The sequence below is a fragment of the Microbacterium sp. CSI-V genome, assembly GCF_001984105.1.
Lineage (GTDB): Bacteria > Actinomycetota > Actinomycetes > Actinomycetales > Microbacteriaceae > Microbacterium.
In genome coordinates, this window is sequence record NZ_MTQM01000005.1 from 1 (window position 1) to 12753 (window position 12753).

General features: G+C 72.0%; 11 protein-coding genes and 1 pseudogene. 5 read left to right on the top strand and 7 right to left on the bottom strand.

Translation table 11 applies throughout. From position 1 onward, the window contains the following. From CSIV_RS01230 to CSIV_RS01260, 7 genes and pseudogenes are all read right to left on the bottom strand, one after another. A pseudogene (locus CSIV_RS01230) lies at positions 1-183 on the bottom strand (hypothetical protein); the annotation flags it as partial. Positions 184-226: 43 nt separating this feature from the next. Then, positions 227-1306, bottom strand: coding sequence for an ABC transporter permease (locus CSIV_RS01235; RefSeq protein WP_077049616.1), 1080 nt, complete (start codon positions 1304-1306; stop codon positions 227-229). Then, positions 1303-2082, bottom strand: coding sequence for an ATP-binding cassette domain-containing protein (locus CSIV_RS01240; protein WP_077049617.1), 780 nt, complete (start codon positions 2080-2082; stop codon positions 1303-1305). Before CSIV_RS01240 ends, CSIV_RS01235 begins: the two co-directional genes overlap by 4 nt. Before the next feature lie 2 nt (positions 2083-2084). Further along, positions 2085-3476 (bottom strand): FGGY-family carbohydrate kinase, encoded by a 1392-nt coding sequence (locus CSIV_RS01245; RefSeq protein ID WP_077049618.1) that lies wholly within the window; start codon positions 3474-3476, stop codon positions 2085-2087. Next, positions 3473-4510 carry a hypothetical protein gene (locus CSIV_RS01250; protein ID WP_077049619.1) on the bottom strand — a complete coding sequence of 346 codons (1038 nt, stop codon included), beginning with the start codon at positions 4508-4510 and terminating at the stop codon, positions 3473-3475. Before CSIV_RS01250 ends, CSIV_RS01245 begins: the two co-directional genes overlap by 4 nt. After that, positions 4507-5583: a LacI family DNA-binding transcriptional regulator gene (locus CSIV_RS01255; protein ID WP_083734921.1), complete on the bottom strand. Its 1077-nt coding sequence runs from the start codon at positions 5581-5583 to the stop codon at positions 4507-4509. Before CSIV_RS01255 ends, CSIV_RS01250 begins: the two co-directional genes overlap by 4 nt. 85 nt (positions 5584-5668) lie before the next feature. Continuing rightward, positions 5669-6700: an aldose 1-epimerase family protein gene (locus tag CSIV_RS01260; protein ID WP_175627534.1), complete on the bottom strand. Its 1032-nt coding sequence runs from the start codon at positions 6698-6700 to the stop codon at positions 5669-5671. A gap of 95 nt (positions 6701-6795) precedes the next feature. Here CSIV_RS01260 and CSIV_RS01265 point away from each other — a divergent pair, with 95 nt between their 5' ends. The 5 genes from CSIV_RS01265 to CSIV_RS01285 all read left to right on the top strand — a co-directional run bounded on the left by CSIV_RS01265 (position 6796) and on the right by CSIV_RS01285 (position 12630). Beyond that, positions 6796-7635: a class I fructose-bisphosphate aldolase gene (locus tag CSIV_RS01265; protein ID WP_077049621.1), complete on the top strand. Its 840-nt coding sequence runs from the start codon at positions 6796-6798 to the stop codon at positions 7633-7635. Beyond that, the gene (locus tag CSIV_RS01270; RefSeq protein ID WP_077049622.1) at positions 7632-8786 is read left to right on the top strand and encodes a Gfo/Idh/MocA family protein; all 1155 of its coding nucleotides are present in this window, start codon (positions 7632-7634) and stop codon (positions 8784-8786) included. Before CSIV_RS01265 ends, CSIV_RS01270 begins: the two co-directional genes overlap by 4 nt. Before the next feature lie 141 nt (positions 8787-8927). Further along, positions 8928-9923 carry a LacI family DNA-binding transcriptional regulator gene (locus CSIV_RS01275; protein ID WP_077049623.1) on the top strand — a complete coding sequence of 332 codons (996 nt, stop codon included), beginning with the start codon at positions 8928-8930 and terminating at the stop codon, positions 9921-9923. A gap of 252 nt (positions 9924-10175) precedes the next feature. Next, on the top strand, positions 10176-11333 hold the full coding sequence (locus tag CSIV_RS01280) for an ROK family transcriptional regulator (protein WP_077049624.1): 1158 nt from the start codon (positions 10176-10178) through the stop codon (positions 11331-11333). A 43-nt stretch (positions 11334-11376) separates the two neighbouring features. Next, positions 11377-12630, top strand: coding sequence for a D-arabinono-1,4-lactone oxidase (locus tag CSIV_RS01285; protein ID WP_077049625.1), 1254 nt, complete (start codon positions 11377-11379; stop codon positions 12628-12630). Positions 12631-12753: the final 123 nt, after the last annotated feature.

The following is a 12753-nucleotide window of genomic DNA, read 5'->3' on the forward strand; positions in this document are numbered from 1 at the left end:
GATGCCGCACTGCATCGAGATGTAGAACTCATCTCCCGCCACGCCCTGCACGAACGCGATCTTGTAGCCGTCCGCGCCGCCCGAGGCGGACCCCGACGAGGCTCCGCCGGAGCAGCCGGCGAGGACGAGGGTGGCTGCGGCGCCGAGGGTGGCGAACGCGAGAACCTTCTTGTTCCACTGCATTGTGATTGCCTGTTCTCTCTTGGTTGATTCCGGATGCCGGGCCTCAGCCGCGGCGTCCTCCGCTGACGAACTTGCGCCAGAGGCTCTGGGTGTTGCCGCGGGTCGCGGCGGTGCGGCGCACCTGGTCGACGTAGACGGCGGTGATGAGCACCGCGCCGACGGCGACCTGCTGCCAGAAGGGCTGCACGCCGGTGATGACGAAGCCGTTCTGCAGCACGGCGGGGATGAAGAGGCCGACCACGGTGCCGAAGATCGTGCCGACGCCGCCGAAGAGCGACGTGCCACCGATCACGACGGCCGCGATGACGTTGAGGTTGGTCTGCGACTGGCCGGCGATCGCCGTGGTCGAGAACTGCGACAGGGCGAGGATGCCGGCGAGTCCGGCGAGCCCTCCCGACAGCGTGTAGACCGAGATGAGGTGCCGGTCGACCTTGACGCCGACGCGACGGGCAGCGAGTTCGCTCGATCCGACGGCGTAGGTGTAAAGGCCGAACTTCGTGAAGTGCAGCACCACGGCGCCGATGACGACGACCACGAGCGCGATGACGCTGATGATCGGCACGCTGCCGAAGACGTTCCCGTATCCGATCGAGACGGTCAGCACGGTGGGGACGTCGCGGATGTCGACACCGCCGGTGAGGATCTGCGCGAGCCCCAGCGCCATGCCCAGCGACCCCAAGGTGACGATCAGCGGCGGGATCTTCGCCTTCGCGATGAGGAAGCCGTTCAGCAGTCCCCAGCACACGCCGCTGACGATCGAGACCAGGATGCCGATGGTGGCGACGCCCCACCCTTCGCCGCCGAGCGCGCGCATCGTCAGCGCCGACACGACGCCCGAGAACACGAGCACGGAGCCGATCGAGAGGTCGATGCCCGAGGTGATGATGATGTACGTCATCCCGACGCCGAGGACGGCGAGGATCGAGGCGTTCTGGATGATCAGGCGGAAGTTCGACCACTGGGCGAACGAGTCCGGCGCGAGCGCGCTGAAGATCAGCACGATGACGATGAGGATGAGCAGGATCTGGAAGGCCTGGGCCTTCAGCAGCCCGACGAAGAAGTTCGGCTTGGTGTCCTCGAACGTGCCGATGGCCACCGTCTCGGTGGGAGGGGTGGTGCTCATTTCTGGTCGTCCTTCGTGACGGCGCCGGTCATGAGCCCGACGAGTTCTTCCATGGAGGTGTCCTTCGCGGGGATGTTCGCCACGCGGGTGCCCAGGCGCAGCACCTGGACGCGGTCGCAGACCTCCATCACGTGCGGCATGGAGTGCGAGATCAGCACGACCGCGATGCCCTTGTCGCGCACGCGGCGGATGGTCTCCAGCACGTTCTTCGTCTGCCGCACGCCCAGCGCCGCGGTCGGCTCGTCGAGGAAGACGAGGCGACCGGCCCAGTGCACCGCGCGGGCGATCGCGATGGCCTGGCGTTGACCGCCCGACATCTCCCCCACGGGGGAGGTGAGCGAGCGCACGGTCGCACCGAGCTCGTCGAACGCGGCCCGAGAGGCCACGGCCATGTCCTTCGTCTTCATGAACCCCAGGGCCCCGGCGAGGCCCGGGCGGCGGATCTCCCGCCCCAGGTACATGTTCTGCACCGGGTCCAGGTGCGGAGCGAGCGCGAGGTCCTGATAGACGGTCTCGATCCCGAGCGAGGAGGCGACCTGCGGGTTGGTCATCTCGATCGGCTCGCCGTCGAAGAGGATCTCGCCCTCGTCGACGGCGAGGTTGCCCGACAGCGCCTTCACGAGCGTCGACTTGCCGGCGCCGTTGTCACCGATGAGAGCGGTGACCTCGCCGGGGTAGACCTCGAAATCGACGTTGCTGAGGGCGCGGACATGACCGAACTGACGCGACAGGCCGCGTGCCTGCAGCACCGGGACGGCCGTATTGACTGACGACATCGTCAGCTCCTTTCCGTGGTGAGAAGGGGGGAGGAGAGGAACGTCTCGGCGACGTCCTCGAAAGAACGGGGGTCGACGGCGAACGCCGCGAAGAGGGCGGCGCCGTACGCGGTGCCCTCGTCGTGCGTGGAGACCGTGACGGCGGGCAGCAGCGCTGAGCGCGACCGGACGACGGATGCCATCGACGACCAGCCGCCGGTGAGCACCGTCGAGGTGGGCGGGGCCACTTCGCGGTCCATGACGGCCATGAGCTCGGCGAGCATGTCGTTGCCGTGGCGCAGAGAGGCCGCGAACAGCTCCGCGCGGCTGAGTCCGTCGCTCTGCGCGACGATCTTCAGCACGCCGTCGTCGTTGCGGGCACCCGAGACGGCGAGCCCCGTGTCCGAGACGGTGCCGTCTGTGGGGAGCCCCATGGTCTCGTCGTCGATGCGGGCGCGGCCCACGGCATCCGTGATCCCGAGCAGCTGCAGAACGCGACGCATCAGCAGGCCCGACTTGGTCCCGGCCAGCAGCACGTACTTGCCGGGGATGACGTGGCGGACGCAGTTGATGCCGGCGCGCGCGAGGCGCTCCCGGGCGTCGAACGGCAGGGTGTCGTCCAGCACGCGCACGAGGGCTTCGGCGGTGCCCATCGAGTCGTAGAGCTGTCCCGTGTGGGTGGCGCCGACGGCGACGGCGGAGACGAGGTGGTCGTGCCCCGCGACCGTGAGCGCCGCACCCTGGAAGCCCGGGGGCAGCTGCGGGTCGGTGATCGTCCCGACCGCCTCCCCCGCGCTGACGAGCGTTCCCAGGATCGTCTCGTCGACACCGAGCACGTCGAGCGCGGCCCGCCACGGGGTGCTGTCGTCCTGGTCGATGAGCCCGGTGCGCGACACGAGCGAGTACTCCGCGACGCGGGGCCCGCCGAGCGCGTGCACGACGTACTCGGGGACGTTGAGGAAGGTCGTCCCCTCAAGCGCCACCCCCTCGTCGCGCAGGTGCAGGAGCTTGGAGACGGATGCCAGTGGCCCGACCGGCAGTCCGGTGCGCCCGAGGAACTCGGCGCGGAACGCGTCGGGCGTCGCCATGATCTGCTCGGCGCCACGCGGGTCGAACCACGCCATGATCGGCGCGAGCGGTGCGCCCTCCGCATCCAGCAGGACACCCGCTTCGGCCATGCCCGACACCCCGAGCGAGAGGATGCGGTATCCGTCCTCCAGGGCCGCATCGGCCTCGGAGGCGAGATCGCGGACGACGGCGATGGCCTGCGCGGCGGTCATCTCGGCCCGGCCGTGGTCGAGGTTCGTCCAGGGCGAGCGCCGGCTCACCACGAGCACCTGGCGCCCGTCGGGGGTGGCCACCAGCAGCTTGGTGCTGGTCGAGCCCATGTCGACGCCGACGACGTAATCGCTCACCGCACCTCACCCCCGCGGAGGGTCCCGGGCCAGCCGGCACCGGGGGCGGCGACGAGCACCTCGGCGGCGCCGGTCAGACGCCAGGGGCCGAAGGCGTGCGGGACGGCGTAGACCTGGCCGCGCTCGACGTCGACCGAGGCCGCGTCGGACACCAGCGCACCGGAACCCTCGCGCACGAGCACGACCGCGAAGCCGGCCTCGCGCGACACGGTCTCCCCCGCGGCGTCGAAGAGGCGGAAGTACGGGTCGGCGACCGACGGCAGCAGAGACCGGAAATCCGCCCCCGCCGGCGTCGTGCCGACCGTGCTGACCAGGGCGTCGAGGGACGCGGCATCCAGCTTCCGGGTCGACACCGAGGGCATGACGGCCTCGAAGCCGAGATCGAGGTGCGACTCCTCGCGGGTCGAGGTCGTCACCGACCACTCGAGCAGGATCGAGAAGTCGGTGGGCTCCTGCACCTCGGCGACGAAGATGCCCCCGTCGATCGCGTGCACCGTGCCGGCGGGCACGAGAACGCCCATGCCGGGGCGCACCACGACGCGGTTCATGCGCGACAGCATCCATTCGCTGTCCTGCGCGTCGCGGCGGCGGTCGAGCTCGTCGCGGTCGACGTCCTCGTTCCAGCCGACGTGCACGGCGCAGTCATCCTCGGTCTCGAGCACGTACCAGGCCTCGGTCTTGCCGTAGGGGCAGTCGAGGTGGGCGCTCGCGAACCCGCGGTCGGGGTGCACGTGGACGGGGAGGCGCTGACGCGCGTCGAGGAGCTTGACCAGGATGCCGAGATCCGCGGCATCCCGCCCGCCGCGGGCACCCACCCACGCGGCGCGGTCTCCCGCCACGAGGTCGCGCAGGACGTCGCCCTCGTCGGTGACGGCGAGACCGATCTCGTCGGAGCCGAAGCGGGAGACGGTCGACCCGAGCCACTCCTCGGGCTGGCGGTCGGTCTCGGGCGTGATGCCGCGCAGCGCCGCGATGCGGTCGCCACCGAGATAGAAGTGCTGCACGGGGTTGGGGGGCAGCAGGACGGGCTTCATCGCGTCGCTCCGATCGGGTCGAGGGGAAGGGACGGGGCGACCTCGCCCGAGCCGCGGGGCACGAGACGCGTGGGCACGACGATGCGTGCGGGGGCCTCGTCGGGGCGCGCGGCCCGCTCGCGGAGGCGGCGGAACGCCGCGGCCCCCAGCAGGCGCGGGTCGTGGTCGACGTAGGTGATGCCGGGTTCGAGCACCTCGGCGAGGGTGAAGTCGCCGAACGAGACGAGGGCGGGCATGGCGAGACCTCGCGCGCGGATGGCCCGCACGGTGGCGATCGCCGCGAGGCTGGTGGCGCACAGCAGCGCGGTGGGGGCGTCGTCGCGTTCGAGCAACGGCGACGCCTCGGCGGCCTCACCCGAGCGGAACCGCTCGTGCGTCACCACGAGCGAGGGGTCGAAGGGAATTCCCGCGGCCTCCAGCGCCGAGCGGTAGCCGGCCAGACGGTCGCTCACCGTGGGGTAGGGGACGTCTTCGCCCATGAACGCCACGCGGCGGTGTCCGTGCGCGATGAGGGCGGAGGTGGCTTCGGCTGCGGCGCCGAAGTCGTCGATGACGACCGCGTCGATCCCGGCCCGGACGCGGTCGATGGTCACGACCGGGAAGCGCGCACCGAGGCCGGCCAGCGTCGAGGCGGGCATGGCGACGGGGGCGACGATGAGGCCCGCGAGGCGGTGCCCGGTCAGTCGGTCCAGCTGCGTGCGCTCGCGGGCCGCGTCGTAGCCGGTGCTGGCGAAGATGACGTTCAGTCCGTCAGCGACCGCGAGCTCCTCCACGACGCTGACGAAGGCGGCGAAGAACGGGTCGGAGATCGCGTCGATCAGGATGCCGATGGTGTCGGCCGCCCGACGCTTGAGTTCGCGGGCGCTGCGATCGGGCACGAAGCCGAGCGCACGCACGGTCTGCAGCACGCGGTCGCGGGTGCCGGGCAGCACGCCCGCCTCGTCGTTGATGACACGCGACACGGTCTTGGGGCTGACGCCCGCGGCCGTGGCGACGTCGATGAGACGAGCGCGGGGACGCACCGCGGCGGCTGCGCCGACCGCGGGTGCGGTCATCAGCTCGTCGTGCGTCATCGCTTCTCCGACATCGTTGTCATCTGGCCCGAAGTCCCGGGGCGGGCTTCGATGGAGTCATCCTGAGGCTAGATAGACAACGTTGTCAAGTCACGGATCGATCTCGCATGACATCGATGTCGAGGTCGAGCTTCCACGACTCCCCCGGCGCGAGCGCGCGCAGCAGTCCGGCGGCACGCGCGTCGGCCCGCCCGAGGATCGTCGCCGCCGTCGCCGGCTCCACCCCCAGCACGACGCCGTCGTCCTGCGCCACCCGCCACTGGAACATCGCCGGCAGCACCGTGGTGTCGAACGAGATCCGGATGCCGAGCCCCGACGCCGCCGTCACCTCCGCACTCACCCTCCGGCCACCGGGAAGCTCGTGGTGGAACACCTGCTCGGGGTAGTCGGCGACCGGCACGGGGAACTCCGCCCAGGTCGCCGCCCCGGCCTCCGCCGCCGCGTCGCGCGGATGCACCCGCACCGCCGGCGAGCGCATCCGCGTGCCGGCGTCCACCAGCGGCCACCCGAGGTTGACGTGGTAGAGCACCATGGGCTCCACCGCCCGCGCGCCGCGGTTGAGGATCTCGTCGTGCACCTCGATGCGCGCCTCTCCCAGCGGCACCCGGATGCGTCGCCGCAGCTCGAGGTGCGCGCCCAGCACGCTCGCCTCCACGATCGTCGCCTCCACGACGACGGCGTCGCCCTCGACCTCGGCCCGGCGGACGGATGCCGAGAGCCCGCTGTAGCGACCGTGCTGCGGATGGGTGCCCTCAGCGTCCGTGGACGGCGGACCGAACGACAGCAGGCCGCAGGTGGTGAGGAGCCCTCCCCCGAACGACGCGCCGAAGCCCGCCGAATCCGGGCGGGGCCACCCCGTCGGCGACACCCAGGCCAGGGGCACGCCGCGGTGCCGCACCTGGCCGAGGTCGAGACCGCGGTCGGGCAGCAGCTCGATGTCGAGCTCGCCCGCGACGATGCGCAGGCGTCGGGTGCCGGCATCCGGCCCGTCGGTCCTGACCGACTGCTCGATGCCCGCCAACTGCGCGGTGGCGCCCGCACGCCGGAGCGCCTCGTCGATCGTCGATCCGTACAGCTCGCCCATGAGCCCCGCCTTCCTCGCCGTGGTGCGCTTCACGCTAGCAGCGATTGACAACGTTGTCTTGTGCCCCGCATACTGACCGTCGAGCGCAGAGCCGCGCCCCGAACCGACGTCTCGGAGACCCATACCCCATGTCGAAACCCCGCCTCAACCGCCTGTTCAACGCGCGCTCCGGCCGCGCTCTCGACGTCGCCGTCGACCACGGCGCGTTCCACGAGCATCACTTCCTCACCGGCATCGAAGACATGGCGAAGACCGTCGCGACACTCGTCGACGCCGGCCCCGACGCCGTCCAGCTCACCCTCGGCCAGGCCCCGCTGCTGCAGTCGGTGCCCGGCAAGCAGAAGCCCGGACTGGTGCTGCGCACCGACATCGCCAACGTCTACGGCGACCCGCTGGAGTCCCCCCTGCACAGCGTCCTCGTCCCGGATGCCATCCGGGTCGCGGTCCGCCTCGACGCGGTGGCCGTGTGCGTGAACCTCCTCGACCTGCCCGGCGAGCCGCAGATCCGCGAGCAGTGCATCCGCTCGATCCTGGCGCTGCGCACCGACGCCGAGACCTACGGGATGCCGCTGATGATCGAGCCCCTCGTCATGCAGACGAAGCCGGGGTCCGGTGGCTACGGCGTCGACGGCGACACCGCCAAGATCGTCACCCTCGTGCGCCAGGCCCGCGAGCTCGGAGCCGACCTCATCAAGGCCGACCCGACCGACGACATCACGGACTACCACAAGGTCATCCAGGCCGCCGGGGACACCCCCGTGCTCGTGCGTGGCGGCGGGCGCGTCGACGACCGCACGCTCCTGGAGCGCACGAAGGCCGTCCTCGAGCAGGGCGCCCGCGGCATCGTCTACGGCCGCAACGTCATCCAGCACGACGACCCCGCCGGCATCACCGCCGCGCTCATGGCGGTCGTCCACGACGACGCGTCGGTCGACGAGGCTCTGACCCTGATCGGCGGTGCCGCATGACCGGCAAGAAGATCGGCGTCGGCATCATCGGCGGCGGCCTCATGGGCCGCGAGATCGCCGCGGCTCTGCGCCGCTGGCCCGCCCTGATCGATCACCCCGCCGAGCCCGAGCTCGTCGCCGTCTGCGACATCAACCCGGCGGCGCTTTCGTTCTTCGAGCGCATCGACACGGTGCAGCTGACCACGACCGACCACCACGAGCTGCTGGCCGACCCCCGTGTCGACGTCGTCTACATCGCCGTGCGCCACGACCTGCACGAGCGCCTCTACGTCGACACCGTCCGCGCGGGCAAGGCCCTGCTGGCCGAGAAGCCGTTCGGCATCGACCGGGCGGCCGCCGACGCGGTCGTCGCCGCGATCGGCGAGAACCCGGAATCGTTCGTGCGGGTGTCGAGCGAGATGCCGTTCTTCCCTGGCGCCCAGTGGGCCGTCGACTACGTGAAGTCCGGCGCTCTCGGCCGCATCGTCGAGGCGACCTGCTCCTTCCTGCACTCGAGCGACATCGACGTGAACAAGCCCCTCAACTGGAAGCGGCAGAAGCAGTTCTGCGGCGATGCGGGCGTGCTCAACGACCTCGGCATGCACACGTGGCACGTGCCGCTGCGGCTGGGCTGGACGCCTGAGAGAGTCGTCGGCATCCTGCAGGACATCGTCACCGAGCGCCCCGGTCCCGAGGGCTCCCCGCAGCCGTGCGACACCTGGGACAACGCGGTCATCCACTCGTGGGCCCGCCACGACGGCGCCCCCTTCCCGCTCACGACCGAGACCAAGCGCATCGCGCCGGGTCAGAAGAACACGTGGGAGTTCGAGGCCATCGGCATGTCGGGCGGCGTGCGCTTCAGCACCAAGAACCCCAAGCAGGTCGAGGTGTTCGCGTTCGTCGACGTGCCGGGTGTCGGCCGTGAGCAGAGCTGGCAGAGCGTCGACGCGGGCAGCCAGTCGGTGTGGCCGACGGTGACCGGCCCCAACTTCGAGTCCGGATTCTCGGATGCCATCCTGCAGATGTGGGCGGCGTTCCTCGCCGAGTACGTGGGCGAGCTCGGCGACGGCTTCGGGTGCGTGCACCCCGAGGAGGCGGCGCTCACCCACCGCCTGTTCGCGGCCGCGATCGCCTCGCACGAGACGGGTGCGCTGGTCGCCCCCGCCCTCTGATCCCCCGCTCGCGCGCTCCACGGGTGCCCCGACGATCGTCGGGGCACCCGTTTGGCGTACCCGGAGCCGTCGCGTCCACCGGCACCGGTTCCGTTCCCTATGCTCGGAGGATGCCGGACCCCCGGCGTCCCGAGGAGTCGCATGCGAAAGTCCGGCCGGCCGACCATGGTCGACGTGGCCGCCGAAGCGGGCGTCAGCTTCAAGACGGTGTCACGGGTCATCAACGGCCAACCCCACGTCGATCCCGCCATGGCGGAGCGCGTCCTCGCCGCCGTCGACCGCCTCGGCTATCACCGCAACGCGCTCGCCGCCAGCCTGCGCTCCGGCAACCGCGACACGATCGGTTTCATCGCCGCCGACCTGTCGAACACGTTCTACATGGCGATCGCCGCCGCCATCTCCACGGTCGCGACCCGGGAGCGCATGCACATCGTCATGGCGTCCAGCGAAGAGGATGCCGCGACCGAACGGACACTCGCCCTCGATCTCTGCCAGCGCCAGGTCGGGGGACTCATCGTGGTGCCGACCGCCGACGATCACTCCTACCTGCAGCGGGAGGTCGAGCTCGGCACGCCGGTGATCTTCCTCGACCGACCCGGCACCGGCATCCCCGCCGACGTCATCCTCCTCGACAACCGCGGCGGAGCGAGGGACGCCGTCGCCGAGCTGCTCGCGAACGGGCACCGGCGGATCGCGGTCCTCCTCGATGCGCGCACGATCTACACCATGTCGGAGCGGTGGGCGGGCGTCGAAGAGGCCTTCGCCGCCGCGGGCCGCGCGTACGACCCCGCCCTCGTCGTGGAGGGCCTGCACACCCCCGCTGCGGCGCGCGACGCGCTCGCGCGTCTGCTCGATTCCGATGACCCTCCGACCGCGGTGTTCTGCGGGAACAACCGCCTCACGATCGGCGCGCTGGAGACGATCCTGCCCCGCGGGGCCGACGTCGCCGTCACCGGCTTCGACGATTTCGAGATCTCGAACCTCCTTCCGCGGCGCATCCGCATCGTCGACTACGACGTCACCGACCTCGGCACCCGCGCCGCCCGGACGCTGCTGGCGCGCGTCGCCGACCCGGCCACCGGTGCGCACACGCAGCTCGTGCCCACGCGGCTGGTCGATCGGGGCGGCATCCGCTGATCGCCCCCGCGCTGTCATCGACGACGCGGCGGCCTGCTCGCCGGCCCGCACCGGCCGGCCGGCCGGGGCGGCGGCCTCCTCTCCCCCGGCCATAAACGCGATCCGCGCGCATAAACGCGCTGCCGTCGCGTTCATGGCCGCGAATCGCGTTCATCGCGCACTCGACGGCGGGGGCCACGGCGGATGCGGCGGCGGCGGCGGGGGACGGCACCGCGTGCCACGGCGACCCCGCCGCCGTGGCACAGTGGTCGGATGGTCACCGCGAGCAGGGGCGACGGCATGCGCCGCGCGAACCTCGCGCTCGTGCTGCGCACCGTGCACCGCGAGGGTCCGCGTTCGCGCGCCGCACTGACCGAGGCGACGGGCCTGAACCGCTCGACGATCGCCGACCTCGTGGGCGAGCTCGTGGGTGACGGCCTCGTCGTCGAGCGCGCCCCCGACCCGGTCGGCCGCGTCGGCCGCCCCTCGCCGACCGTCTCCCCGGATCCGCGCGTGGTCGCGATCGGCGTGAACCCCGAGGTCGACGCGCTCGACATCGGAGCGTTCGCCCTCGACGGCACGGCGGTCGCCCGCGAGCGCCTCCCGCAGACCGGGCTGCTGACCCCCGAGCGCACCGCCGAGCTCGTGGGCGAACGCCTCGCCGCGTGGGCGGACGGCCCCCTGCGCGGACGCCGCACGGTGGGGGTGGGCGTCGCCGTCCCGGGGCCGGTGCGCGCCGCCGACGGCCTCGTCCGCACCGCCCCGCACCTGGAGTGGACGGATGCCGCGATCGGCGCCCTCGTCACGGAAGCGACGGGTCTGCCGGCCCGCGTGGGCAACGACGCCGCCCTCGGCGCGCTGGCGGAGTACCTCTTCGGCGCCGCCCGCGGCGCGCACGACGTCGTGTACCTCAACGGCGGGGCGAGCGGCATCGGCGGCGCGGTCATCGTCGGCGGGACGCCGCTCGGCGGAGCCGGGGGCTACGCGGGCGAGTTCGGGCAGAACCGTCCGGGGATCGTGGATGCCGCCGACCGCCGTGCCGCGGACGGCGTGCTCGAGGACGAGGTGAGCCGCGCGCGGCTCCTCGCGGCCCTGCACCTCGACGCGGTCGACGACTCGGTGCTCGCCGAGGCCCTGGCATCCACCGACGATCCGGGAGCGCACGCCGAGACGGCACGGCAGCGGCGCATCCTCGCCACGGCGCTCGCGAACGCCGCGAACGTCCTCAACCCCGCGGTGATCGTGCTGGGCGGCTTCCTCGCGACGCTGGCGGCGCTCGACCTCGACGGCCTCGACGCCGCGGTGCGCGCGCAGACCATGCCCGCGTGCGCCGAGGACCTGCGGCTGCGCGTCGCCGCGCTGGGCGAGAACCGCCTGCTCGTGGGGGCCGCCGAGGCGGTGTTCGAGGCGGAGCTCTTCCCGACTCCGTGACCCGCGGGCCCGGGCGCGGTCCTCGCGCGGCAGGATGGACCGCATGACGCTCACCCGCTCCTCCGGCACGAACTGGTCGGGGAACCACCGCTACCGCGCCGCCGAGACACTGCTGCCCACAGACCTCGACGAGCTCGCGGCGGCGGTCTCGGCCGCGGATTCGCTCCGCGTCCAGGCCACCCGCCACACGTTCACCGATGTCGGCGACACCGACGGGTCGTTGATCTCGCTCGAGAACCTGCCCGTGCGGATCGAGGTCGACGGCGAGCGCGTCCGCGTCGAGGGGCTGGTGACGTTCGCGCAGCTCGCACCCGTGCTCGAGGCCGAGGGGCGCGCCCTCCACAACCTCGGCTCGCTCCCCCACATCTCCGTCGCCGGCGCCGCCGCGACCGGTACCCACGGCTCCGGCACCCGCAACGGCAACCTCTCGAGCGCCGTGACCGCCCTGGAGATCATGGATGCCGCCGGCGACCGCCACTTCGTCCACGGCGAGCACCCGTGGTTCCCGGCGGCTGCGCTCGGTCTCGGCGCCTTCGGTGTCGTGACGGCCGTGGAGCTCCGCACCGTCCCGACCTACACCGTGACGGCCGAGGCCTACACCGGCGTCGCGTGGGACGACATCGTGGCCGACCCGCGGCGTCTGTTCGCGAGCGCGTACAGCGTCAGCGTCTTCACGACGTGGGGCGACCCCGCCCACGATCTCGTCTGGGTCAAGACGACGGATGCCGATCCCGAACCGGGCTACGTGACCGACCTGGGCGGCCGCCCGATCGGCGACGACCTGCACCTCGGACGCATCCGCACCGTGGGCAACACGACCGGGCGCGGGACGCCCGGGCCGTGGCACACCCGCCTCCCCCACTTCCGCGCCGAGGCCCTCCCCAGCGACGGCGACGAGATCCAGTCCGAGTACTTCGTCCCCCTGGATGCCGCGGCGGACGCGCTCGCGGCGGTGCGGGCTCTGGCATCCACGATCGATCCGGTGCTTCTCGTGACGGAGCTGCGGACCGTCGCGGCCGACGACCTGTGGCTCAGCCCGGCGTATCAGCGGGACGTTCTGGCGATCCACTTCACGTGGCGCAACGACAACGCCGGGGTCGCGGCGGTGCTGCCCGCCATCGAGGCCGCGCTGGCCCCGTTCGACGCCCGCCCTCACTGGGGCAAGGCGTTCACGATGCCTGGCGAGACGATCCGCGCGACCCTCCCGCACGTCGCGGATTTCCTGGCCGCGGCGCGGGAGGCCGACCCGCGGGGCATCTTCCGCAATGCGTTCCTGGAGCGCACGCTCGGGCTGTGAGGACGCGGGCGGTTCGACGCACGACCGGGTGACCGCGGGCACCGGTGCGGACGCGCATCGGGTGATCTCGGTGTCGACGGCGGCCTGAACGGCGCGCGAGCGGCGGGCCGCCGGGCGGGGCAC